This is a genomic window from Delftia sp. 11MD, assembly GCF_050907895.1.
GTDB classification, from domain to species: Bacteria; Pseudomonadota; Gammaproteobacteria; order Burkholderiales; family Burkholderiaceae_C; genus Comamonas; species Comamonas tsuruhatensis.
The window spans coordinates 2306657-2329828 of sequence record NZ_CP194333.1 but is presented as its reverse complement, the minus strand read 5'-3'; the positions used below and the strand labels follow the sequence as shown (position 1 = coordinate 2329828).

General features: G+C 68.3%; 22 protein-coding genes. 16 read left to right on the top strand and 6 right to left on the bottom strand.

Features of this window, described 5'->3' with window-relative positions; translation table 11 throughout:
* Positions 1-14 precede the first annotated feature (14 nt).
* The 5 genes from ssuC to ACRSCF_RS10455 form a co-directional block, all read right to left on the bottom strand.
* Positions 15-866 (bottom strand): aliphatic sulfonate ABC transporter permease SsuC, encoded by an 852-nt coding sequence (gene ssuC, locus ACRSCF_RS10475; protein WP_012206436.1) that lies wholly within the window; start codon positions 864-866, stop codon positions 15-17.
* 11 nt (positions 867-877) lie between these two features.
* Positions 878-2038, bottom strand: coding sequence for an FMNH2-dependent alkanesulfonate monooxygenase (gene ssuD, locus ACRSCF_RS10470; RefSeq protein WP_012206437.1), 1161 nt, complete (start codon positions 2036-2038; stop codon positions 878-880).
* Between the two features lie 38 nt (positions 2039-2076).
* Positions 2077-3132: an aliphatic sulfonate ABC transporter substrate-binding protein gene (locus ACRSCF_RS10465; protein WP_034364564.1), complete on the bottom strand. Its 1056-nt coding sequence runs from the start codon at positions 3130-3132 to the stop codon at positions 2077-2079.
* 23 nt (positions 3133-3155) lie between these two features.
* Complete coding sequence (locus tag ACRSCF_RS10460) at positions 3156-4157, bottom strand: sulfonate ABC transporter substrate-binding protein (RefSeq protein WP_016448337.1); 1002 nt, start codon at positions 4155-4157, stop codon at positions 3156-3158.
* 380 nt (positions 4158-4537) lie between these two features.
* Positions 4538-5560, bottom strand: coding sequence for a sulfate ABC transporter substrate-binding protein (locus tag ACRSCF_RS10455; protein ID WP_012206440.1), 1023 nt, complete (start codon positions 5558-5560; stop codon positions 4538-4540).
* A gap of 144 nt (positions 5561-5704) precedes the next feature.
* On the opposite strand from ACRSCF_RS10455, the gene ACRSCF_RS10450 reads away from it, so the two are divergent.
* The 8 genes from ACRSCF_RS10450 (at position 5705) to ACRSCF_RS10415 (ending at position 14560) form a co-directional block, all read left to right on the top strand.
* Positions 5705-5977 (top strand): oxidative damage protection protein, encoded by a 273-nt coding sequence (locus tag ACRSCF_RS10450; protein ID WP_012206441.1) that lies wholly within the window; start codon positions 5705-5707, stop codon positions 5975-5977.
* A 172-nt stretch (positions 5978-6149) separates the two neighbouring features.
* Positions 6150-6818 (top strand): trimeric intracellular cation channel family protein, encoded by a 669-nt coding sequence (locus ACRSCF_RS10445; RefSeq protein ID WP_012206442.1) that lies wholly within the window; start codon positions 6150-6152, stop codon positions 6816-6818.
* Between the two features lie 15 nt (positions 6819-6833).
* Positions 6834-8765 (top strand): FAD-dependent 5-carboxymethylaminomethyl-2-thiouridine(34) oxidoreductase MnmC, encoded by a 1932-nt coding sequence (gene mnmC, locus ACRSCF_RS10440; protein ID WP_244388013.1) that lies wholly within the window; start codon positions 6834-6836, stop codon positions 8763-8765.
* Positions 8766-8954: 189 nt separating this feature from the next.
* Entirely contained in the window at positions 8955-11009 is a 2055-nt protein-coding gene (locus tag ACRSCF_RS10435) for a TonB-dependent receptor plug domain-containing protein (protein ID WP_034364566.1), read from the top strand.
* 132 nt (positions 11010-11141) lie between these two features.
* Positions 11142-11693: a DUF2478 domain-containing protein gene (locus ACRSCF_RS10430; protein WP_034364673.1), complete on the top strand. Its 552-nt coding sequence runs from the start codon at positions 11142-11144 to the stop codon at positions 11691-11693.
* A gap of 5 nt (positions 11694-11698) precedes the next feature.
* Positions 11699-12760, top strand: a complete 1062-nt coding sequence (locus ACRSCF_RS10425; RefSeq protein ID WP_244388012.1) for an iron ABC transporter substrate-binding protein — start codon at positions 11699-11701, stop codon at positions 12758-12760.
* Entirely contained in the window at positions 12760-13773 is a 1014-nt protein-coding gene (locus ACRSCF_RS10420; RefSeq protein ID WP_034364568.1) for a FecCD family ABC transporter permease, read from the top strand. The genes ACRSCF_RS10425 and ACRSCF_RS10420 overlap by 1 nt, the downstream gene beginning before the upstream one ends.
* Before the next feature lies 1 nt (position 13774).
* Positions 13775-14560, top strand: coding sequence for an ABC transporter ATP-binding protein (locus tag ACRSCF_RS10415; protein WP_244451703.1), 786 nt, complete (start codon positions 13775-13777; stop codon positions 14558-14560).
* On the opposite strand, the gene ACRSCF_RS10410 is transcribed toward ACRSCF_RS10415, so the two are convergent.
* Positions 14557-15600 (bottom strand): hypothetical protein, encoded by a 1044-nt coding sequence (locus ACRSCF_RS10410; protein ID WP_034364676.1) that lies wholly within the window; start codon positions 15598-15600, stop codon positions 14557-14559. The two genes, ACRSCF_RS10415 and ACRSCF_RS10410, sit on opposite strands and share 4 nt — an antisense overlap.
* Positions 15601-15864: 264 nt before the next feature.
* Between ACRSCF_RS10410 and ACRSCF_RS10405 the strand changes: the two genes are divergently transcribed.
* From ACRSCF_RS10405 to ACRSCF_RS10370, 8 genes are all read left to right on the top strand, one after another.
* On the top strand, positions 15865-17697 hold the full coding sequence (locus ACRSCF_RS10405; RefSeq protein WP_034364570.1) for a nitrite/sulfite reductase: 1833 nt from the start codon (positions 15865-15867) through the stop codon (positions 17695-17697).
* Between the two features lie 28 nt (positions 17698-17725).
* The gene (locus ACRSCF_RS10400) at positions 17726-18109 is read left to right on the top strand and encodes a DUF934 domain-containing protein (RefSeq protein ID WP_017407096.1); all 384 of its coding nucleotides are present in this window, start codon (positions 17726-17728) and stop codon (positions 18107-18109) included.
* A 1-nt stretch (position 18110) separates the two neighbouring features.
* Positions 18111-18869 (top strand): phosphoadenylyl-sulfate reductase, encoded by a 759-nt coding sequence (locus tag ACRSCF_RS10395; RefSeq protein ID WP_013801647.1) that lies wholly within the window; start codon positions 18111-18113, stop codon positions 18867-18869.
* A gap of 40 nt (positions 18870-18909) precedes the next feature.
* On the top strand, positions 18910-19842 hold the full coding sequence (gene cysD, locus ACRSCF_RS10390; protein WP_016448348.1) for a sulfate adenylyltransferase subunit CysD: 933 nt from the start codon (positions 18910-18912) through the stop codon (positions 19840-19842).
* Complete coding sequence (locus tag ACRSCF_RS10385; RefSeq protein ID WP_016448349.1) at positions 19842-21209, top strand: sulfate adenylyltransferase subunit 1; 1368 nt, start codon at positions 19842-19844, stop codon at positions 21207-21209. Before cysD ends, ACRSCF_RS10385 begins: the two co-directional genes overlap by 1 nt.
* A 165-nt stretch (positions 21210-21374) precedes the next feature.
* On the top strand, positions 21375-21704 hold the full coding sequence (gene fdxA, locus ACRSCF_RS10380) for a ferredoxin FdxA (protein WP_012206456.1): 330 nt from the start codon (positions 21375-21377) through the stop codon (positions 21702-21704).
* Between the two features lie 13 nt (positions 21705-21717).
* Positions 21718-22770 carry an NAD(P)/FAD-dependent oxidoreductase gene (locus ACRSCF_RS10375; RefSeq protein WP_016448350.1) on the top strand — a complete coding sequence of 351 codons (1053 nt, stop codon included), beginning with the start codon at positions 21718-21720 and terminating at the stop codon, positions 22768-22770.
* Between the two features lie 71 nt (positions 22771-22841).
* Positions 22842-23129, top strand: coding sequence for a hypothetical protein (locus tag ACRSCF_RS10370; RefSeq protein WP_016448351.1), 288 nt, complete (start codon positions 22842-22844; stop codon positions 23127-23129).
* Positions 23130-23172 lie beyond the last annotated feature (43 nt).

The window sequence follows — 23172 nt, the reverse complement described above, 5'->3', positions numbered from 1 at the left end:
TCGTGCTCCTTGTGTCACTTGGGCTGGTAGCCCGGATGCCAGCGCAGCCACCAGTGCTCCAGCGCACGCGCAAACCAGTCGGCCAGCTTGCCCAGCAGGGCGTACAGCAGGATGCCGACCAGCACCACGTCGGTCTGCAGGAACTCGCGGGCGTTCATGGTCAGGTAGCCGATGCCCGACTGCGCCGAGATGGTCTCGGCCACGATCAGGATCACCCACATCAGGCCCAGCGAAAAACGCAGGCCGACGAGGATGGAGGACAGCGCGCCCGGCAGGATGACCTCGCGGTACAGCTGCCAGCGCGTGAGGCCGTAGCTGCGCCCCATCTCGATCAGCGCCGGATCCACATTGCGTATGCCGTGGAAGGTGTTCAGGTAGATGGGAAAGAACACCGACACACTGATCAGGAACAGCTTGGCGCTCTCGTCGATGCCGAACCACAGGATGACCAGCGGAATCAGCGCCAGCGCGGGAATGTTGCGCACCATCTGGATGGTGGAGTCCAGCAGCGTCTCCGCCCAGCGCAGCGAGCCCGTGAGCAGGCCCAGCGCCAGCCCCAGCCCGCCGCCGATGGCCAGGCCACCCAGCGCGCGGCCCGCGCTCACCTGCACATGCTTGAGCAGCTCTCCCGACTCGGCCAGCGCCTGCGCGGCGCGCAGCACATCCAGCGGCGCGGGCAGCACCCGCGTGGACAGCCAGCCCCACGCCGAGGCGGCCTGCCAGACGGCGATCAGCGCCAGCGGCACCAGCCAGGGCACCAGGCGGCGGCCCACGCCGGCCGCAAAGCGCAGCAGCGGCGACCAGGCATCGCCGGCCGGGGGGGCCGAGGAGGCCGGCAGCGCAGTAACGGTACGTGCATCGGACATGCGTGACTCCCTCAGCTTTGCGACGCGCGCGGCGAGTACAGGTTGGCAACGGTCTCGCCCAGCGGCCCGCCCACGCCGCCAGCCAGCCTGTCGCGCACGGACAGCGGCAGCAGCGGGAAGACCAGCTCGGCAAAGCGGTAGGCCTCTTCCAGGTGCGGATAGCCGGACAGCACGAAGGTGTCTATACCCAGGTCCGCGTACTCCTTGATGCGGTCGGCCACGGTCTGCGCATCGCCCACCAGGGCCGTGCCCGCGCCGCCGCGCACCAGGCCCACGCCGGCCCAGAGGTTGGGGCTGATCTCCAGCTCGGCCCGCGTGCGGCGGCTGCCACCGGCATGCAGGGCGGCCATGCGGCGCTGGCCTTCCGAGTCCATGCGCGCGAAGGCGGCCTGGGCCTGGACCACGGTCTCGTCCTTGAGGCGGCTGATCAGGCGATCGGCATCGGCCCAGGCCTCGTCCTCGGTCTCGCGCACGATGACGTGCAGGCGGATGCCGAACTTCACGCTGCGGCCATGGCGCGCCGCCTTCTCGCGCACATCGGCAATCTTCTTGGCCACCTCGGCCGGGGGCTCGCCCCAGGTCAGGTAGGCATCGACCTGCTCGGCGGCCAGGTCGTGCGCGGCTTCGGACGAACCGCCGAAGTACACGGGCGGATACGGCTTTTGCAGCGGCGGGAACAGTAGCTTGGCGCCCTTGACCGAGAGGTGTTCACCTTCGTAGTCGAGCGTGCCGCCTTCATGGCTGCGCTCAAGGATCTCGCGCCAGATGCGGATGAACTCGGCCGATTGCTCGTAGCGCTGCGCATGGTCGAGGAAGACGCCGTCGCCCTCCAGCTCGGCGCGGTCGCCGCCCGTGACCAGGTTGATCAGCAGCCGCCCGCCCGACAGGCGGTCGAACGAGGCCGCCATGCGCGCCGCCAGGCTGGGCTGGTGCAGGCCGGGCCGCACGGCGACCAGGAACTTCAGGCGCCTGGTGACCGGAATCAGGCTGGAGGCGACGACCCAGGGGTCCTCGCAGGAGCGGCCCGTGGGAATCAGCACGCCCTCGTAGCCCAGGCTGTCGGCCGCGATGGCGACCTGCTTGACATAGTCGTGGCTGAGCGGGCGGGCGCCCTCGGCCGTGCCGAGGTAGCGGCTGTCGCCGTGGGTGGGAATGAACCAGAAAACCTGCATGCGCTGCTCCAGTCAGGGGACGGAATCGAGGAAGGAAATCAAAGGGCGGAAGAAGGCCGCGCCGCCACCGGCTCGGCCAGCCGCGCGTACTCGGCCGCCGAGGGCCGCCAGACGATGTCGGCCACCTGCACCTGGCGCGGAATCAGGCCCAGCCGAAAAAATGCATCGGCCACGCGCTGCTGGTCCACCACGGTCTGCGCAGCCAGCAGGCCCACGGGGGAGCTGGGCCGGCGCGCAATGAAGCGGCTGACCACCGCCGTATCCAGGCCGCTGAAGCCGGCCACCAGGGCCACGGCCTCCTGGCGTGCGCTCTGGGCCAGGCGATCGGCGCGCGTGAGCTCATCGAACAGCGCGCGCAGCACCTGCGGATGGCGCTCCACCAGTCCGCGCGCGGCCAGATAGAACGAGGCGTTGCCCGACAGGCCTTCGCCATTGGCCAGCACGCGCGGGCGAATCGCCAGTTCGGTGGCCGCGTAGAACGGGTCCCAGATGGCCCAGGCGTCCACGCTCTTGCGCTCGAAGGCGGCGCGCGCATCGGCCGGGGCCAGGTAGACGGGCTGGATCTCGTTCCAGGCCAGGCCCGCCTTGTCCAGCGCGCGCACCAGCAGGTAATGGGCGCTGGAGCCTTTTTGCAGCGCCACGCGCCGGCCCTTGAGGTCGGCCAGGGCGCGCAGCGGCGAGTCCGACGGCACGAGGATGGCCGAGCTCTCGGGCTTGGGCGGCTCGGCGCCCACGTACAGCAGGTCGCGGCCCGCGGCCTGGGCAAAGACCGGGGGTGAATCGCCGGTCAGGCCGAAATCCAGGCTGCCGGCGGCCAGGGCCTCCAGCAGCTGGGGGCCGGCCGGAAACTCCAGCCAGCTGACCTTGGTGCCCGCAAAGCGCTTTTCCAGCACGCCTTGCTGCTTGAGGATGACCAGGTTGACGGCCGACTTCTGGTAGCCGATGCGCAACTGCTCGGGCCCGGCCACGGCGGCCGGCGTCTCGGCGCGTGCGTACTGGCCGGCCAGGCTCCAGCTGAAGGCGGTGGTGCCCAGCAGTTGCAGGGCCTGGCGGCGCACGCGGTCCAGGCGGGGCTTCTTGGAATTGGCATTCATGGTGCGGACTCCTTGCAGTGGGCTCAGGGACGCGACGCGATCAGGTCCACCGGCGCGGCATGCAGCAGGTTGAGCTTGCGGGGGATGAGCTTGAGTTCGAAGAAGGTGTCGGCGATCTGCTGCTGCTCGGCCAGGATCTCGCGCGTCACGGACGAGGTGCCGAAGCGTGCGCGGCTCAGGTACAGCTCGGTGATGGACTTGTCCAGCCCCAGGATGCTGGACAGCTCGGCGGCCGCCGCCGTCTGGTTCTTCGAGGCCCAGCGGTCAATCCCATCGACCTCTTCGATGGCAATGCGCAGCACATCGGCATTGCGCGTGGCGAAATCGCGCGAGGTGAAGTAGTAGGCGCGGTTGTTGACCACGCCCGTGGCATCGGCCAGCAGGCGGGCGTCCAGCGTCTTTTGCGCGGCAGCCAGGAAGGGGTCCCAGATCAGCCAGGCATCGACGGAGCCGCGCTCGAAGGCGGCGCGCGCATCGGCCGGCGCCAGGAAGACGGACTGCACATCGCCGTACTTCAGGCCATGCTTTTCCAGCAGCTTGACCAGGAAGTACTGCACGTTCGAGCCCTTGTTGTAGGCCACGCGCTTTCCCTTGAGGTCCTGCACGCTGCGGATGGGCGAATCCTTGGGCACGATCACCGCCTCCAGCCCGGGGCGCGGCACGGTGGCGCCCGCATAGACCAGGGGTGCGCCTGCGGCCTGCGCAAAGATGGGCGGGGCCTCGCCCACATCGCCGAAGTCGATGGAGCCCACGTTCAGCGCCTCCAGCTGCACGGGGCCGGCGTTGAACTCGATCCAGCGCACCGACACGCCCAACGGCGCCAGCCGCTTTTCCAGCGTGCCCCGGCTCTTCAGGATGGACAGCCAGCCCTTTTGGTGGCCGACGCGCAGCACGCGGTCGCCCGCCTTGTCCTGGGCCAGGGCCGGGCCGCCCACCGTGGCGACTGCTGCGGCAAGGCCCGCGCCCAGCAGTTGGCGTCGGCGCCAGTTGGCTGTGTGTCGGGGGAAAGAATCAAACGAGACCATGACGGACATCCTTGGAAGAGTGGTGCGTGGTGCGTGGTGCGCGGCGCACAGGCAAAGCGCTGCCCATGCATGCGCGCGGCATGCAGCCAGAAAACAAAAAAAAGGGAAGGCGGAGCAAGGGGCGGCCGCCTGCAGGACCAGGCCTGCAGGCGCGCCGCACGGAGTCGTCAGGTGCTACATCGACGGCTGGCGAAGGCCATGGTCTCGAAGCGAGGAAAAGAGCTGGATGCCACCACGCCTGCCTGCGCCGTGCGGCGCGGGGCCTGCAAAGAGTGGCGGGAAGTCAGCAAGATGGACATGGCGGATCGTGGTAATTGGCAGAGATCTGGGAAAGCGGGTGAATTCAGTGGGTGGGCGCCGGCCGGGCCGGCGCACCGCACTCACTTCTTGGTGTAGATCTGGTCGAAGCTGCCGCCGTCGGCAAAGTGGTCCTTGTCGGCCTTGGCCCAGCCGCCAAAGGCCTGGTCGATGGTGACCAGCTCCAGCTTGGGGAACTTGTCCGCGAATTCGGCCTTGACCTTGGCATCGGTGGGACGGTAGTAGTTGCGGCCGGCGATGCGCTGGCCTTCCTCGGAGTACAGGTACTTCAGGTACTCCTCAGCCACGGCGCGCGTGCCCTTCTTGTCCACGACCTTGTCGACCACGGCCACCGAAGGTTCGGCCAGGATGGACAGCGAAGGCACGACGATCTGGAATTTGTCGGGACCGAACTCCTTGAGTGCCAGGAAGGCCTCGTTCTCCCAGGCCAGCAGCACATCGCCCACGCCGCGCTGCACGAAGGTGATGGTGGCGCCGCGCGCGCCCGTGTCCAGCACGGGCACGTTCTTGAACAGCTTGCCGATGAAGTCCTTGGCCTGTGCGTCGCCGCCGTACTTGCGCTTGGCGAATTCCCAGGCGGCCAGGTAGTTCCAGCGCGCACCGCCGCTGGTCTTGGGGTTGGGCGTGATCACCTGCACGCCGGGCTTGACCAGGTCGTCCCAGTCCTTGAGGTTCTTGGGATTGCCCTTCTTCACCAGGAAGACGATGGTGGAGCTGTAGGGCGCCGAGTTGTGCGGCAGGCGCTTTTGCCAGTCGGCCTTGAGCAGGTTGCCGTTCTTGACCAGGGCGTCGATGTCGCCGGCCAGCGCCAGCGTGGCCACGTCGGCGTCGATGCCGTCGATGATCGAACGCGCCTGCTTGCCCGAGCCGCCATGCGACTGCTTGACGCTCACGTCCTGGCCGCTCTTGGCCTTCCAGTGCTTGGCGAAGGCCTGGTTGTATTCCACGTACAGCTCGCGCGTCGGATCGTAGGAGACATTGAGCAGTTGCACCGACTGGGCCAACGCCGGCAGAGCCGACAGGGTCAAGCCCGCGATCAGGCCGGCGGCGACAGGAAACTTGATAAAGTGGCGGCGAATTTTCATTGGAGTGTCGGTAGAGAGTGGAGACGACGGTCTGGTGCCGTGGAAAGCATTCTCAAAGCCAACTCTTAAAACTCAAACCAATAAGATTTCAGTTTGTTATTCCCAAAACATCTGAATCTCTGCAAGACAAGGACTCAATTCCCCATGGCACGTACCGTTCACTGCATCAAGCTTGGCGTTGACGCTGAAGGCCTGGATTTCCCGCCCTACCCCGGCGAGCTGGGCAAGCGCATTTTTGAAGGCGTGAGCAAGCAGGCCTGGGCCGACTGGCTCAAGCACCAGACGATGCTGGTCAACGAAAACCGCCTGAACCTGGCCGACGCACGCGCCCGCCAGTACCTGGCCCGCCAGATGGAAAACCACTTCTTCGGCGGCGGCGCCGATGCGGCGGCCGGCTACGTGCCTCCTACGGCCTGAGCCGCTTCGTGCCCTTTCACCGCCCCCGTCGCACCGCGCCGGGGGCGGTTTCATTTGCGGTGCCGCAAACGGCCGCCGCCCAGAGACCGCCTACAATGCCCGCCTTCTTGCGCTGGACGGCGCAGTGGCCGCACACCCTGCGGCGCGGGCCGGTCTTCATCCGAGGTTTTCCGTGCTTCCATCCGTCTCCCTGCTGGAATCGTTCCAGGCATCGCAGTTCACCGTCATGCTGGTGATCTACCTCGTGGCCATCACGGCCGAAGCCATGTCGGGCGCGCTGGCGGCGGGCCGGCGCAACATGGACATCTTCGGCGTGGCCGTGATCGCCTTCGTCACCGCGCTGGGCGGCGGCACCATCCGCGACATGGTGCTGGGCCACTACCCCATCGGCTGGACGCAGCACCCTGAATATGTCTACCTGGTCATCTCGGCCGGGCTGCTGACCATCGTCGTGGCGCGCCACATGCACCATCTCAAGCAGGTCTTTCTGCTGCTGGACGCCATGGGGCTGATCGCCTTCTCGCTGATCGGCTGCAACGTGGCGCTGGAGCTGGGCTACCCGCCCGTGGTGGTGGTGATGTCGGGCATGCTGACCGGCATCAGCGGCGGCATTCTGCGCGACGTGCTGTGCAACCAGGTGCCGGTCGTCTTCCGGCGCGAGCTGTACGCCAGCGTGTCCCTGGCCGTGTGCCTGCTGTTCCTGGGGCTGCGCACGCTGGAAGTGGGCTCCAACCTCAGCACCGTCGTCTGCTTTGCCGGCGGACTCACGCTGCGCCTGGCTGCCATCCGCTTCAAGTGGCGGCTGCCCGTGTTCTCCTACCAGCAGCGCTGGGAGGAGTAGTTCTGCCCCTTGCCCATGTCCGAACCCATTGACTGGCTGCCCGATGGCACGCCCTACAGCCCGCGCTTCGGCGACCGCTACCACAGCGAACTCGGCGGCCTGGACCAGGCCCGTCATGTCTTTCTGGGCGGCTGCGGCCTGCCGGCGGCCTGGGCCGATGCGCCGCAATGGCGCATCCTGGAGACCGGTTTCGGGTTCGGGCTGAATTTCCTCGTGGCCTGGGAAGCCTGGAAAACCGATCCCCGGCGCCCGAGGCTGCTGCATTTCGTCTCCGCCGAGGCCTTTCCCGTCAGCGCCGACGCCATGCGCCAGGCCATGCCGCGCGAGCCAGGATTGCGCCTGCTGGCCGAGGAGCTGGCCACCCGGTTCCAGGGCCTGCTGCCCGGCGTGCACCGCCTCGCCTTCGAGCAGGGGCGCGTGCTGCTGACGCTGTACATCGGCGATGCCCAGGCCATGCTGCGGCGCCAGCAGCTCACGGCCGACAGCATCTACCTGGACGGCTTCACGCCGGAACTCAACCCCGACCTCTGGAGCGCCGATACCCTGCGCGCGCTGGCGCGCCATTGCCGGCGCGGCACGCAGCTGTCCACCTGGTGCGTGGCGCGCACGGTGCGCGATGGCCTGGCACAGCACGGCTTTCAGGTGCGCAAGGTAGATGGCGTCCCACCCAAGCGCCACAACCTGCATGCCGTCTTCGACCCGGCCTGGCAACCGCGCGGGCCGGGTGCACAGCCGCAGGAACCCATCACCCCACGGCGCTGCATGGTGCTGGGTGCAGGCATCGCCGGTGCGGCCGCCGCCGCCAGCCTGTCGCGCCGTGGCTGGCAGGTCACCGTGCTGGATGCTGCCGACGCGCCTGCAGCGGGCGCCTCGGCCCTGCCCGCGGGCCTGTTCTGTCCCCATGTCTCGCCCGATGACAGCCTGCTGTCCCGCCTGAGCCGCGACGGCGCACGCCTGACCCTGGCGCAGCTGCAAATGCTCTCCGGCCAGGGCCTGCTGCAACCGGCCACGGACTGGTGCGATACCGGCGTGCTGGAGCACGGCGTGGAGGCCGCCCCGCGGCTGCCGCGCGACTGGCAATCCCCCGGCCCGGGCGACCACTGGAGCCGGCCCGCAAGCGCCGATCAACTCTCGGCGGCCGGCCTGCCCGCCGACGCCCCGGCCTGCTGGCATGCGCAGGCCGGCTGGGTACGCCCCGCGCGGCTGGTGCAGGCGCAACTGGCGCTCCCGGGCGTGCGCTGGCAGGGCCGCGCCTGCGTGGCGCGTCTTGCACGCACCGACACAGCCGGTGGCGCGCCCGTCTGGCAGGCCCTGGATGCACAGGGCAATCTGTTGGCCGAGGCTGAACTGGTCGTTCTCGCCCTGGGCCCCGCAACCAATGCGCTGCTGGAGCACAGCCTGGGCGCCCAGGCCGCCTGGCCGCTGCAGCCCATACGCGGCCAGGTCAGCTGGGATGTGCACACCCCGGCCAGCGCGCAGGCCATGCCGCCCTTTCCCGTCAACGGCCATGGCAACCTGGTGCCTGCCATGCCGCTGCCCGGCGATGCAGCCGGGCCAGGCTGGGTCATGGGATCGACCTTCGAGCGCGACCAGACCGCGCTGCCGCCCAGCCCCGGAGACCAGGCCGCCGCCCATGCAGCCAATAGCGCCAAGCTGGCGCAGCTGCTGCCACGTGCCTACCAGGGCCTGCAAGGCTTCTTCGACGCGCCACCGCGCGCCACCTGGGGCGCCGTGCGCGTGGCCTCGCCAGACCGGCTGCCCGTGGTCGGACCGGTGTCCGACCAGGCTCCCGGCCTGTGGGCGCTGACGGCCATGGGCTCGCGCGGGCTCACGCTGTCGCTGCTGTGCGGCGAGCTGCTGGCAGCACGCCTGCACGACGAACCGCTGCCCCTGGATGCCAAGCTGGCGGCTGCCCTGGCCAGCGAGCGCCTGGGCCGCAGGCGCTGAGCCGTTGTACCGCCCGGCCGCTGAACGGCCGGGCATTCACACAACGGCCCGAGAGAAAACCCGAGTCTTCCCGCAGACGGTTTTTTGTCACTCGTTATGTTTGCTGGTGCATATTGCTAGAATCCGGAACCTGTTTTCAAAAGGAAACAACCAGCCGCTCCGCGTCCACTCACACAACCACCGAAAATCGTGCCCCTCCAGCCCCGCTACAGCGCCCAAGCCTCCTCCCCTGCCTTCCGCCTGCAGTCCACGCTGGCCCACGCCCTGCTGCTTGCGGGCCTGGCCGCCAGCACCCAGGCACAAGCCCAATCGGTCACGTCCGCAGCACAGGCTTCGCAGACCTTCCTGCTGGGCACGGTCGATGTGCGCGATGATCGTGAAGAGCGCGACGCCATATCTAACGATGAACAACGAACGGACGCCACCGAGATGCGCCGGCGCAATGCAGACACCGTGGCCGACGCCGTGCGCCTGCTGCCGGGCGCCACGCTGTCGCGCAACAATCGCAACGAGGAAATGATCTACCTGCGCGGCTTCGATCCGCGCCAGGTGCCGGTCTTCGTGGACGGCGTGCCCCTGTACGTGCCCTATGACGGCTATGTGGACTTCGGCCGCTTCACCACGTTCGACCTGTCCGAGATCCGCGTGGCCAAGGCCGGCGCCTCGCTGATGTATGGCCCCAATACGCTGGGCGGCGCCATCAACCTGGTCACGCGCAAGCCCGTCAAATCCTTCGAGGGCGATGCGCGCATCGGCGCAGGCGCAGGCGGCGAACGCAAGGCCGCCGTGAACCTGGGCGGCAACCTGGGCACCTGGTACTACCAGCTTGGCGCCTCCTACCTGGACGCGGACAGTTTTCCGCTGCCCAAGGGCTTCAAGGACTTCAAGAAGCAGCCCACCGACACGGGCAACTACCGCGACAACGCCTACCACACGGACAGGCGGCTGTCGTTCAAGCTGGGCCTCACGCCCAATGCCACGGACGAATACGCGCTGGGCTATGTGCGCCAGGAAGGCGAGAAGGGCAACCCCGTGTATACCGGCAGCGCCACGGGCAAGAACGTCATCCGCTACTGGCGCTGGCCCTACTGGGACAAGGACAGCGTGTACTTCCTGAGCACCACGCGCATCAATGCCGACAACCTGCTCAAGACGCGCATCTACCACGACACCTACCAAAACGGCCTGGACATGTACACGGACGCGAGCTACACGCGCCATGACCCCACCAGCAGCTACAAGGACGTGAGCCAGGGCGCCAGCATCGAGTGGGCCAACTACAGCTTCAAGGGCCATGCGCTGCGCCTGGGCGCGCACTACAAGATCGACGAGCACACCGATGCCGCCTCGGCCAAGGACCCCAGCAAGCACTACCGCGACGTGACGCGCTCCCTGGTGATCGAGGACACGATCTCCCTGGCCGAACGCTGGAGCCTGAACCTGGCGCTCAGCCACGACCAGCGCGATGCGCGCGAGGTCTACCAGTGGCCCACGGGCTCGGCCAGCGCCACCAATGGCGTGGCCAAGCTCGGCTATGCGCTGGGCGGTGGCAGCGAGGCGTATTTCATCGCCTCGCACAAGACGCGCTTTCCCACCATCAAGGACCGCTACTCGGCACGCATGGGCACGGCCCTGGCCAACCCCGACCTGCAGCCCGAGACGGCCAACCACCTGGAGCTGGGCGTCAGCGGCTCGCCCTGGCAGGGCGGCCAGGGCCAGGCCGCGCTGTTCTACAGCCGCGTGCGCAACCAGATCCAGACCGTGGTCGTGGCCTCGGCCGAATGCGGCGGCACCACCTGCAACCAGGCGCAGAACGTGGGGCGCACGCGCAACATCGGCATGGAGCTGTCCCTGGCCCAGCAACTGTCCGCGCAATGGGGCGTGAACGCCGGCTACACCTACCTGAACCGCCGCAACACCAGCGACTCCAGCATCACGCTGACCCACACGCCACGCCACCGCCTGCTGGCCGGCGTTCAGTGGCGTCCGCTGGCGCAGTGGGAATTCAATGCCGAGGTCGAGACCGAGAAGGGCCGCTACGTGCCGCTGTCGGGCAGCGGCCAGCTGCAGACGCTCAAGCTGCCCGGCTACGGCATTGCCAACCTGCGCGCACGCTACAAGCCGCGCAGCGACATCACCGTGGACTTTGGCGTGGCCAATATCGGCGACAAGTGGTACCAGTTCGATGACGGCCTGCCCATGCCGGGCCGCAGCTGGTATGTCAACCTGGGCTATCACTTCTGAGGAGCGGACCTGGCGCGAAGCGCCCGCCCACGCCTGCCTGCGCTCCGGGTCCAGCCAAGCTGCCCATGGTCAACGACACCGGGGTCGGGCAGGAGTACAACAGCCCCATTGATACGCATCAACCTGCATGCCATGAACCCGCCCTTCACCGCCCTGCCCCTGGCCGCCCTGGTCCATCCCGACGACGAGCATGCAATGGAGCTGCTGCTCGAACGCGTGGCGCGCCGCCTGCAAGGCGCGGGCTGGCGCGTGGGCGGCCTGGTGCATCGCCAGGACCGCTATGCCAACGGCAACAAGCGCATGCAGCTGTTCGACCTGCGCAGTGACCGCCAATTCGAGCTGTCCCAGGACCTGGGATGCGCCTCGCGCGCCTGCAGTCTCAACCCCCAGGCCCTGGCCCAGGCCAGCGCCGTGCTGCGCCAGGCGCTGGACGATGGCGTGGATCTGGTGGTGATCAACCGCTTCGGCATCGTCGAGGCCTCGGGGCAAGGCTTTGCCGCCGAATTCGCGGCCTTTGTCGAGGCAGGCACGCCTGTGCTCACGGCCGTCGCGGCCCGCCATCTTGAAGACTGGCGCAGGTACACCGGCAGCCTGCATGCCGAGCTGGCAGCCGATGAGGTGCAGATCGAGCAATGGTGCCAGGCACAGCTTGAGCACCGTGGCTGCGCCAGCCCCATCCCCTGACTTTCATGACCGATCTTCTGTTCACCCGCCGCCGCTGGCTGGGCCAGGCCATGGCGGCACTGGCCTCATCGGCGCTTGTTCCCGGCCATGCCCAGGCAACCACGATTGCCGCCCGCATGGGACAGTTGCCGGACCCTGCCAGGCTGCGCCGCGTATTCGCGGCCGGACCGCCCGCAGGCGTGCTGGTGGCCACGCTGGCACCGCACAAGCTGCTGGGCTGGCCCCAGCAGCTGGACGATGTCTCGCGCGCCTATCTGGGGCCCACGCTGCAGGCGCTTCCGCATCTGGGCCGCCTGTCCGGGCGCGGCAGCACCATGCCGCTGGAGTCGCTGCTGAAGCTGCAGCCCGACCTGGTGCTGGACGCCGGCACGGCCGATACCACCTATATCTCTGCCACCGAGCGGCTGGCGCGCCAGACCGGCCTGCCCTGCGTGCTGATCCAGGGCTCGCTGGCCGACCACGCACGCCAGTTGCGCGAGGTCGGCGCCCTGCTGGGCGAGGCCGCACGTGGCGAAACCCTGGCCTGCCATGCCGATGCCGTGGCGGCGCTGGCGCAGCGTTCCACCCAGGGCATGGCACCGGCCGAGCGCCCGCGCGTGTACTTCGCGCGCAGCGCCAACGGCCTGGAAACGGGGCTGGCGGGCTCCATCAATGTGGAAGCCGTCGAATATGCGGGCGGGTGCAATGTGGCCGCCGATGCAGGGCGTGGCGGGCTCACGCGCGTGTCCATGGAGCAGATCCTGGCCTGGGACCCGCAGGTCATCGTCACGCAGGAACCCGGCCTTGCCGAGCGCATGCGCCAGGACCCGCTGTGGCGCGGCGTAGCCGCCGTGCGCTCGGGCCGCGTGCACTGCGCGCCGGTCTGGCCCTTCGGCTGGCTGGATGGTCCGCCCGGCGTCAACCGGCTCATCGGCGTGCGCTGGCTGCTGGAAAAGCTCCACCCGCAGGCGCCGGCCCTGCAGGCACTGCCTCCGTTGGAGCGCGAGGTGCGCGACTTCTACCGCCTGTTCTACGGCGCCGACCTGTCGCCCGCAGCGCTGGGCAGGCTGATGGAGACTGCGCGTTGATGCCTGCCACAGGCCGCCGCATGGGTTGGGTGCTCGCGCTGGCCTTGCTGGCCGCCGTGCTGCTGTGGGCACTGGCAGCGGGTCAGTTCTCCATCGCGCCGCAGCAGCTGTGGCAGTCGCTGCTGGCGCGCGCCACGGGCACGGCGTCCCCCTTGTCCGCCAGCGCCGAGACCGTGCTCTGGAACATCCGCCTGCCGCGCATCGCCGCAGGCCTGGCCGTGGGCGCCACGCTGGCGGCGGCAGGCGCAGCCTACCAGGGCATGTTCCGCAACCCGCTGGTCTCGCCCGACATCCTGGGCGTCTCGGCCGGTGCCGGCCTGGGCGCGGTGCTGGGCATCTTCCTGGGCTGGTCCATGGCAGCCGTGCAGGCCCTGGCCTTTGGCGGCGGGCTGGCCGCCGTGGCCGTGGTGGTGACCATCAGCGCCAGCGTGCGCCGGCATGACCCCGTGCTGGTTCTGGTGCTGGCCGGCATTGCGCTGGGCGCGCTGCTGGGCGCGGGCATCGCCCTGGTCAAGACGCTGGCCGACCCCAATACGCAGCTGCCATCCATCACCTTCTGGCTCATGGGCGGCCTGAGCGCCGTGACCCTGCCCGAGCTGGGTGCCACGGCACCCGTGATGCTGTGCGCCCTGCTGCCCCTGCTGCTGCTGCGCTGGCGCATCAACCTGCTGGGCCTGCCCGACGAGGAGGCGCTGGCCCTGGGCGTGCCCGTGGCACGCCTGCGCCTGCTGCTGGTGGCCTGTGCCACGCTGGGCACGGCGGCCGCCGTATCGCTGGCCGGCATCGTCGGCTGGGTGGGGCTGGTGGTGCCGCATGTGGCGCGCCTGCTGGTCGGCCCCAATTTTGTGCGCCTGCTGCCGGCCTCGGCGCTGCTGGGCGCTGGCTTCGTGGTGGCGGCCGACACGCTGGCGCGCAGTGCGGCACGCATCGAGCTGCCGCTGGGCATTCTCACGGCCCTGGTCGGCGCGCCTTTCTTCCTCTACCTGCTGTCGCGCACGTGCCGCAATGACTGAAATGCCGACGGCGCCCGTGCTGCAGACGCTGGCCCTGGCCACGGGCCATGGGCGCCGGCGCGTCAGCCAGGGGCTGGACCTGGCCATCACCGCAGGCGAGGTGCTGTGCCTGCTGGGCCCCAACGGCTGCGGCAAGACCACGCTGTTCCGCACCGTGCTGGGCCTGCTGGCGCCGCTGGCCGGAGAGGTGCGCGTGCAGGGCCAGCCCGTGCACAGCTGGCCGCGTGCCGAGTTTGCGCGGCGCGTGGGCTATGTGCCCCAGGCTCAGGCCGGCGTCTTCGGCTTCGAAGCGCTGGACATGGTGCTCATGGGCCGTGCCGCGCGCCTGCCTGCGCTGGCACGGCCTTCAAGTGCCGACCGTGCCCTGGCGCTGGGCTGCCTGGAGCAGTTGGGCATCGCCCATCTGGCGCTGCGTCCCTACACCGAGCTGAGCGGCGGCGAGCGCCAGCTGGTGCTGATCGCACGCGCCCTGGCCCAGGAGCCCGCGCTGCTGGTCATGGACGAGCCCACGGCCAGCCTGGACTTCGGCAACCAGATCCGCGTACTGGACCAGATTGCCACGCTGCGTGCACGCGGCATGGCCGTGCTGCTGTCCACCCACCAGCCCGAGCATGCGCTGCAGGTGGCCGACCGCATCGCCCTGCTGGGCCGCGGTGGCCTGCAGGCCTGCGGTGCGGCGGCGCAGGTGGCGACACCGGCCGCGTTGGCTGCGCTCTATGGGGTGAGCGAGGCGGCGGTGGCGGCGCGGCTGCCCGCAGACCTGGACAGGCGCAGCGTTGGCATTTAGTGCTTGGGAACGGGCAGCCTCCAGCCAGGCGGGGGCTGCAGCGGGCGGCCTGCGTCCTTGAGCATGCGCTCCAGCAGTTGCTGTTCGCTGTGGATGGAGGAATCGGACAACAGCCGGACAAACGGATCGCCACCCGCCTGCACGCTCAGTGGGTTGGACTCGTGCATCAGCCAGTCCAGCTGATGCCGCCGGGATTGCACTGCAGCGCGCTCGGCCGGGGTTTTGGCAAGCCAGCGCCGTATCGCCAGCCCAAAGGCCTCATCCAGCACGGTGGATGAGCGTTCCGTCATCAGGTGCGCCACATGCAGGCAGTCGGCATCTCGCGCCGGGGCATCGCCCCGCTTTTCGGGTTTGCAGGCATCGATCAAGGTCCGGTAGCCCGGCAGTTCAAAGGCCGCCCAGATGCCCATGGCCGTGATGGCAGCGCCTTCCTCGGGGCGGTAGGGCTGCCCACCTCCAAACGCCTGCAACTCCTCGGCCGTGGGCGGGTGTTTGAGCAGCGCCGACTGCATCCAGCGCACGCCCTCATACATGTGCAGGTCCGCATAGCGGCTTTCGCGCGCGGCAGTCAGCAACTCCTGCGGCCCCAGCGCCTGCCACATCAGCGCAGTGAGATTGCTGGGTTCCAGCGCCAGCCAGCGGCGCGCAGCCTGCGACCGCAACTCGCCTTCACGTTCAGGCGCCCTGGCGGCCAGCAGTTGGTAGGCCAGCACGTCCTGCCCGGCCCGCTCCAAGGCGGCCTGGCGCCATTGCGGGGCTCGGCTGTCGGCATCCTCTTGTAGGAAGGGCGGGATCGACAGATTGATCAGGATGGCTGCGAGGGCCAGATCGCGCCCGCTGCCGGAACCGGCCAACTGCGCCGCCACGCGATGCAGATACGCATCCCAGGCTAATTCCTGTGCGGATTCGTCGGGTTCAGGCGTGTCAGCTGTGTGCGCTGCTGACAACGGGGACGGCGGCGGTGCCGGCTTCTGGGCCTGCGCCTGAGCAGCAGTTGCCAATGCCAAGGCCAGCCCGATGGCGGCACAACGGTTTCGCATTCTGAAATCCTCCCTCTGGCCGGAAAGCATATCTGCCGCCCATGCGTTTGACATGCCCAGCCCCACAAAGCCTGCTGCCATTCACTTATATCCATATCCACATACTTGCAGGACAAAACAATCGTTTGCTTCTATAAGGCCATTGCTTACATTTCCGTCCATGCAGGGTTCTGCGCGCGTTTCCCGCAAGTGCCTCGGTGCCACGCAATGAACCCCTGCACCGCCGCCACTGGCGGCAGTCGAAGACCCCACATCCGAAGCGCCATGTACCAATACACCGAATTCGACAAACAGTTCATCCGCCTGCGCGCCGAGCAGTTCCGTGACCAGCTCGAACGCTGGCAGGCCGGCAAGCTCTCGGAGGATGAGTTCAAGCCCCTGCGCCTGCAAAACGGCTGGTATGTGCAGCGCTACGCGCCCATGCTGCGCGTGGCCGTGCCCTACGGCGAGCTGTCCAGCGCCCAGCTGCGCGTGCTGGCCCGCGTGGCCCGCGAGTACGACCAGCCCGACGCCGCCCTGCTGGCCGAGGCCCGCGACACCCAGGCCAAGCTGGGCGACATTCCCCTGCACGACGGCCGCCGCATCGGCTCCGACCTGAAGTTCGGCTACGGCCACTTCACCACGCGCACCAACGTGCAGTACAACTGGATTCCGCTGTCCAAGGCCGCCGACGTGATGGACCTGCTGGCCAGCGTGAACCTGCACGGCATCCAGACCAGCGGCAACTGCATCCGCAACATCAACAGCGACGCGCTGGCCGGCATTGCCATCGACGAGATCGCCGACCCCCGCCCCTTCACCGAAATCCTGCGCCAGTGGAGCACGCTGCACCCCGAGTTCAGCTTCCTGCCGCGCAAGTTCAAGGTCTCCATCAGCGGCGCCGAGGAAGACCGCGCCGCGCTGGGCTGGTACGACGTGGGCCTGCAGCTGCTCAAGAACGAGGCTGGTGAGCTGGGCTTCAAGGTGCGCGTGGGCGGCGGCATGGGCCGCACGCCCACCATCAGCCCGGTGCTGCGCGAGTTCCTGCCCTGGAACCAGCTGATGAACTACCTGGAAGCCGTGATCCGCGTCTACAACCGCTACGGCCGCCGCGACAACGCCTGGAAGGCGCGCATCAAGATCCTCGTGAAGTCCGAGGGCCAGAACTACATCGACCAGGTTGATGAGGAGTTCCGCCAGATCGTCGAGGTCGAGGGTGGTCCCCACACCATCACGCAAGCCGAGTACGACCGCGTGGCCGCCAATTTCCGCGAGCCCGAGCTGGACCTGTCGCCCGCCAATGCCGAGGCCGAAACCCTGGCCCTGCTGCGCACGGCCGCCGAGGAAGACAAGGACTTCGGCCGCTGGCTGACCAGCAATGTGCGCCCGCACCGCCACCCGCAACTGCGCGCCGTGCTGCTGTCGTTCAAGCGCCTGGGCTACGCGCCGGGCGACGCCACGGCCGACCAGATGGATGCCGCCGCCGCGCTGGCCGACCAGTTCTCGGCCGGCGAGATGCGCGTCACCCACGAGCAGAACCTGCTGCTGCCCTGGGTGCGCCGCGACCAGTTGCCCCAGCTGTACAAGGCGGCCAAGGCCCTGGGCCTGGCCAAGCCCAACATCGGCCTGCTGACCGACATGATCGCCTGCCCCGGCGGCGACTTCTGCTCGCTGGCCAATGCACGCTCCCTGCCCATTGCCGAGGCCATCACCGAGCGCTACCAGGACCTGGACGAGCTGTGGGACCTGGGCGAGATCGACCTGCACATCAGCGGCTGCATCAACAGCTGCGGCCACCACCACAGCGGCCACATCGGCATCCTGGGCGTGGACAAGGACGGCAAGGAGTGGTACCAGATCACGCTGGGCGGCGCCGACGGCTCCCACCTGTCCGGCCCGGCCACGCCCGGCAAGATCATCGGCCCCTCGTTCAGCGCCGCCGAAGTGCCCGGCGTGATCGAGGCCCTGCTGGCCACCTACCGCGAACAGCGCCAAAGCGAAGGCGGCCGTTTCGAGACCTTCATCGCCACCGTGCGCCGCGTGGGCATCGAACCGTTCAAGGCCGCCGGCAATGCAGCCCGCCACCCCGCCAAGCACACCGAGGAAGCGGCCGCCTGACCCCAGGTGAGAGCCGCAGGAGATCCCCATGAAAATCATCGCCGCCCACGAGCACCAAAGCCCGGCCGAAGGCCAGCAGACTGTCATCGCCCCGGCCAATGACGCCGACCCCTTCACGCTGGACCTGACCGGCGTGCAGCGCATCGACCTCAACTTTCCCAAGTTCACCGACGGCCGCGCCTTCAGCCAGGCCCGCCTGCTGCGCAAGCGCCTGGGCTTCCAGGGAGAAATCCGCGCCACGGGCGACGTGCTGATCGACCAGTTGGTGCAGATGCAGCGCTGCGGCTTCGACGTGGCCGTGCTGCGCGAAGGCGTGGACATCTCCGATGCCCAGCGCCAGCTGGAACGCTTCCACGGCTTCTACCAGGGTGATGCCGTCCATCCCGAGCCCCACTTCGTCAAGGCAGCCTGACATGGGTGCGCAAAGCTTTCTGTCGCGACAGGCATCGGCCAAGGCCACCGAGGTCAACGGCCGTGCCAGCAGCGGCTTTGCCGACAAGCTGGCCGCCACCGAGGCCTTGCTGCGCGAGGCAGCGGCGCTGGGCGCCGAGGCCGTGACGCAGGCCTCCAGCCTGGGCGCCGAGGATGTGGTGATCACCGACATCATCCACCGCCTGGGCCTGGACATCCCCGTCTTCGTGCTGGACACCGGCGCGCTGCACACCGAGACCCTGGCCCTGCTGGAGCGCACCCAGTCGCTGCCCGGCCTGAGCGTCAAGGTCTACCGGCCGCAGCTCGAATCGGTGATCCACTTCATCCGCGACAACGGCCAGGACGCCATGTACCGCAGCATCGAGCTGCGCAAGGCCTGCTGCGGCGTGCGCAAGATGGAGCCGCTGGCGCGCGCGCTGGCCGGCAAGAGCGCCTGGATCACGGGCCTGCGCCGCGAGCAGTCCAATGCCCGCGCCGACGTGCCCGCCGTGGACCGCAGCGAGGTCGAGACCAAGGGCCTGACCAAGTTCAACCCGCTGACCGACTGGACCCAGGGCGATGTCTGGCACTACATCGCCAGCCATGGCGTGGACTACAACCCGCTGCACGACCAGTTCTATCCCAGCATCGGCTGCGCACCCTGCACGCGCGCCGTCAGCCTTGGCGAAGACTTCCGCGCCGGCCGCTGGTGGTGGGAGGACGAAGCGGCCAAGGAATGCGGGCTGCACGCCAAGAAGTGAAACAACAGCGTTTGACACCGATTTGATTGGAAACCAAGAAATGAACGCCCGTGTGGACACCTCCGTGCTGAGCCATCTCAGCAACCGCCACCTCGACGCCCTTGAAGAGGAAACCATCTTCGTGCTGCGCGAAGTGGCCGCCGCCTTCGAGCGCCCCGCCCTGCTGTTTTCGGGCGGCAAGGACTCGCTGGTCATGCTGCGCTGCGCCGAAAAGGCCTTCGGCAAGGGCCGCATCCCCTACCCGTTGCTGATGATCGACACCGGCCACAACTTCCCGGAAGTGACCGATTTCCGCGACCTGCGCGCCAAGGAGCTCGGCGCCGAACTCATCGTGCGCAGCGTCGAGGACTCCATGGCACGCGGCACCGTGCGCCTGGCCCATCCGGGCGAAAGCCGCAACGTCCACCAGTCGGTGACGCTGCTGGAGGCCATCGATGAATTCCGCTTCGACGCCCTGATCGGCGGCGCGCGCCGCGACGAGGAAAAGGCCCGCGCCAAGGAACGCATCTTCAGCCACCGCGACAGCTTCGGCCAATGGCAGCCCAAGGCACAGCGCCCCGAACTGTGGACGCTGTTCAACACGCGTCTGGCCCCCGGCGAGCACTTCCGCGTGTTCCCCATCAGCAACTGGACCGAACTCGACGTGTGGCAATACATCGAGCGCGAGCAGATCGCCCTGCCCAGCATCTACTACACGCACAAGCGCGAAGTGGTGGAACGCCGCGGCCTGCTGGTGCCCGTGACCGAACTCACACCGCCGCGCGACGGCGAGGAAGTCGTGGTGCGCGACGTGCGCTTTCGCACCGTGGGCGACATCACCTGCACCTGCCCCGTGGAAAGCGATGCCGCCACGGCGGCCGACATCGTGCTCGAAACCCTGGCCGCCGATGTCAGCGAGCGCGGCGCCACACGCATGGACGACAAGACCAGCGAAGCCTCCATGGAAAAGCGCAAGAAGGACGGATATTTCTGATGACCACCGCAAGCATTGCCGCCGGCGCAGCCGTTGCGGATTCCCCCGCCACCGAGGCCTCCAACGCCTCGGCCCTGCGCTTCATCACCTGCGGCTCCGTCGACGACGGCAAGAGCACGCTGATCGGCCGCCTGCTGGTGGACACGCGTGCCGTGCTCCAGGACCAGCTCGCCGGCGTCACCAAGAGCGGCGAGACCGACCTGGCGCTGCTGACCGACGGCCTGTCGGCCGAGCGCGAGCAGGGCATCACCATCGACGTGGCCTACCGCTACTTCGCCACCGAAAGCCGCAAGTTCATCATCGGCGACGCGCCGGGCCATGAGCAGTACACGCGCAACATGGTCACCGCCGCCAGCAGCGCCGACGCCGCCGTGGTGCTGGTCGATGCCACCAAGCTCGACTGGAAGAACCCGCAGCTCACCCTGCTGCCGCAGACGCGCCGCCACAGCCTGCTGGCCCACCTGCTGCGCGTGCATTCGCTGGTGTTTGCCGTCAACAAGCTCGACGCCGTCGAAGACCCGCAACTGGCCTTCGTCCACATCCGTGGCGCGCTGCAGCGCTTCACGGCCGAGGCCGGCATCGCCTCCGCGGCCACCGTGCCCGTCTCGGCCCTCAAGGGCTTCAATGTGGTCAACGCCGAGCCCGGCTGGGCCGGCTACGACGGTCCCAGCCTGCTGCAACTGCTGGAGCAGTTGCCCAACACGCCGACCGACACCGGCCTGGCGCTGGCCTTCCCCGTGCAGTGGGTGGAGAAATTCTCGTCCTCGGCCGATACCAGCCAGGGCCGCCGCGTGTTCTGGGGCCGCGTGGCCGCAGGCCGCGCACGCGTGGGCGACGCCGTGCAGATCCTGCCCAGCGGCCAGCAGGCCGTGATTGCCCAGGTGCTGGACCATGCCCGCGTTCCCGGCTCCATCGACGCGGGCCTGTCGGCCGGCATCACGCTGGACCGCGAGGTCGATGTCTCGCGCGGCGACTGGATCGTCGCCGCCCCGGTGGCTGCGGCAGCAGTGGCAGACGACGACTTCGATTCCCCCGGGACACAGCCGGCATGGCCCAGCCAGCGCGAGCTGACCGCCACCGTGGCCTGGATGGACGAGCAGCCGCTGGTCCCCGGCCGCACCTACCTGGCGCTGCACGGCCACCGCTGGATCAAGGCCAAGGCCCGCCGCGTGGTGCACCGCCTGAACATCCACACGCTGGCCCAGGAAGAGGCCACCCAGCTGGAGCCCAACGCCATCGGCCGCGTGGAGCTGCTGCTGCAGGAAAGCATTCCCGCGGCGCCCTTCGCCCAGGCCCGCCAGCTGGGTGCGCTGATCCTCGTGGACACGGCCAGCCACGCTACCGCAGGCGCTGCACTGCTGGATTGAGCAACTGGACAGTCCCGCTTCGCGAGCCGGCACATGCCGGCTCGTGGGCTTTCAGAAAACCGCAGCAGTCCGCGCCAGAATCTCTTGCATGTGCAGGACCGTGTTCCGAAAAATTCTAGAATCCCGGGTTGATACCGACATTCACACCGCAAATAAAAGACTCCCATGACTCACGTCGTCACCGAAAACTGCATCAAGTGCAAATACACAGATTGTGTGGATGTCTGCCCCGTGGACTGCTTCCGCGAAGGCCCCAACTTCCTCGTGATCGATCCTGACGAGTGCATCGATTGCGCCGTGTGCATTCCCGAATGCCCGGCCAATGCCATCTTTGCCGAGGAAGACGTCCCCGCCGACCAGCTCGCCTTCATCAAGCTCAATGCCGAGCTGTCGCTGGAAAAGGGCTGGAAGAGCATCACCAAGCGCAAGGCCTCGCTGCCCGACGCCGACGACTGGAACGGCAAGCCCGGCAAGCTGGACCAGCTCGAACGCTGAAGCCGCGCAGCCCATGCAAGACACCTCCGGCGCGCAACCGATCCAGACCGATGCCCTCGTCATAGGCGCAGGCCCGGCGGGCCTGTTCCAGGTGTTCCAGCTGGGGCTGCAAGGCATCCGCTGCCATGTCGTCGATGCCCTGCCCCATGTGGGCGGGCAGTGCGCGCAGCTGTACGGCGACAAGCCCATCTACGACATTCCCGGCATTCCGGTGTGCACGGGCCATGAACTGGTCCAGTTGCTGCAGCGGCAGGTCGCGCCCATGGACGCGCAACTGCACCTTTCCCAGCAGGTCGCCCAGCTGCAGCGCATGGACGATGGCCGCTGGCTGGCGCAGACCTCGCAAGGCCTTGAACTGCATGCGCGCAGCGTCTTCATTGCGGCTGGCGTGGGCGCCTTTGTGCCCAAGGCGCTGAAGGTGCCCGGCGTGGAGCGGCTGGCTGCCGGCCAGCTCCACTACCATCCCGCCGATCTGGAAATGGTGCGCGGCCGGACCGCCATCGTCCACGGTGGCGACGAAGAGGCCGTGGCCGCGGCCATTGCCTGCGCCGACAAGGCCCAGACCACCTGCCTGCTCTACCGCCGCGACGCCTTCCAGGCTTCGGCGCCGTTGCTGGAGCGCCTGCAGGAGCTGCGCGACAGCGGCGCCATCCGCGTGGTGATCGGCCAGATCACGCAACTGCATGCCGACTCAGGCCTGCTGCGTGCCGTGCAGTGGATGGATGGCGAAGGGCAGGAGCATGAACTGGCGGCGCAGCAACTGGTCGTCTGCCTGGGCATCTCCCCCCGCCTGGGCCCGGTCGCCGAATGGGGCCTGGCCATGGAGCGCAAGCAGCTGCTGGTGAACCCTGCAACCCAGGCCACCGATGCGCCAGGCATCTATGCGATCGGCGACATCGTCAGCTACCCGGGCAAGCACAAGCTGATCCTGTGCGGCTTCCACGAAGCCACCATGGCGGCCTTTGCCGCCGCCGAGTACCTGCAGGGCGAGAAACCGCTGCTGCAGTACACGACGACCAGCGCACGGCTGCACGCCATCCTCGGCGTTTCCCATCAGGACGCCTGAGCTTGGTGGTCGCCGCCCGGCGACCCTACAGTTCGGCGCGGCAGTGCCGATAAGGTGGGCAGCGTCCACTCATGCACATCAAGCCTATGGTTGCCACTCTAGAAGCCCCTCCCAGCACTGCCGTCGCGCCACCGGCCGATCCGCGCAGCTTCACCTTCCAGATGCCGCTGTTCCGCCCGGGCACGCAAGTCACACAGAACGGGAAGGCCGAGAAGGTCAGCCACGTCATACTGCGCCGCCGTGAACTGATGGTCTATCTGGTCGGCCATGAAGACCCCGTCAGGCCAGAGCGGCTGAGCATCGCACCCTCGATGTTCACCACACAGCGGCGCCCTGAAGCCCTGAGCTGGATTCTTTGACAGAAAACCGGGCCTGGGCCCGGTTTTTCATCGACGATCCTTC

Coding starts and splice junctions, on each gene's coding strand:
- ACRSCF_RS10375 (WP_016448350.1), top strand. CDS start 21,718: ATGCAAGACACCTCCGGCGCGCAACCGATCCAGACCGATGCCCTCGTC.
- ACRSCF_RS10405 (WP_034364570.1), top strand. CDS start 15,865: ATGTACCAATACACCGAATTCGACAAACAGTTCATCCGCCTGCGCGCC.
- mnmC (WP_244388013.1), top strand. CDS start 6,834: ATGTCCGAACCCATTGACTGGCTGCCCGATGGCACGCCCTACAGCCCG.
- ACRSCF_RS10395 (WP_013801647.1), top strand. CDS start 18,111: ATGGGTGCGCAAAGCTTTCTGTCGCGACAGGCATCGGCCAAGGCCACC.
- ACRSCF_RS10455 (WP_012206440.1), bottom strand. CDS start 5,560: ATGAAAATTCGCCGCCACTTTATCAAGTTTCCTGTCGCCGCCGGCCTG.
- cysD (WP_016448348.1), top strand. CDS start 18,910: ATGAACGCCCGTGTGGACACCTCCGTGCTGAGCCATCTCAGCAACCGC.
- ACRSCF_RS10400 (WP_017407096.1), top strand. CDS start 17,726: ATGAAAATCATCGCCGCCCACGAGCACCAAAGCCCGGCCGAAGGCCAG.
- fdxA (WP_012206456.1), top strand. CDS start 21,375: ATGACTCACGTCGTCACCGAAAACTGCATCAAGTGCAAATACACAGAT.
- ACRSCF_RS10410 (WP_034364676.1), bottom strand. CDS start 15,600: ATGCGAAACCGTTGTGCCGCCATCGGGCTGGCCTTGGCATTGGCAACT.
- ACRSCF_RS10415 (WP_244451703.1), top strand. CDS start 13,775: ATGCCGACGGCGCCCGTGCTGCAGACGCTGGCCCTGGCCACGGGCCAT.
- ssuC (WP_012206436.1), bottom strand. CDS start 866: ATGTCCGATGCACGTACCGTTACTGCGCTGCCGGCCTCCTCGGCCCCC.
- ACRSCF_RS10465 (WP_034364564.1), bottom strand. CDS start 3,132: ATGAATGCCAATTCCAAGAAGCCCCGCCTGGACCGCGTGCGCCGCCAG.
- ACRSCF_RS10430 (WP_034364673.1), top strand. CDS start 11,142: ATGAACCCGCCCTTCACCGCCCTGCCCCTGGCCGCCCTGGTCCATCCC.
- ACRSCF_RS10385 (WP_016448349.1), top strand. CDS start 19,842: ATGACCACCGCAAGCATTGCCGCCGGCGCAGCCGTTGCGGATTCCCCC.
- ACRSCF_RS10460 (WP_016448337.1), bottom strand. CDS start 4,157: ATGGTCTCGTTTGATTCTTTCCCCCGACACACAGCCAACTGGCGCCGA.
- ssuD (WP_012206437.1), bottom strand. CDS start 2,038: ATGCAGGTTTTCTGGTTCATTCCCACCCACGGCGACAGCCGCTACCTC.
- ACRSCF_RS10450 (WP_012206441.1), top strand. CDS start 5,705: ATGGCACGTACCGTTCACTGCATCAAGCTTGGCGTTGACGCTGAAGGC.
- ACRSCF_RS10420 (WP_034364568.1), top strand. CDS start 12,760: ATGCCTGCCACAGGCCGCCGCATGGGTTGGGTGCTCGCGCTGGCCTTG.
- ACRSCF_RS10370 (WP_016448351.1), top strand. CDS start 22,842: ATGCACATCAAGCCTATGGTTGCCACTCTAGAAGCCCCTCCCAGCACT.
- ACRSCF_RS10425 (WP_244388012.1), top strand. CDS start 11,699: ATGACCGATCTTCTGTTCACCCGCCGCCGCTGGCTGGGCCAGGCCATG.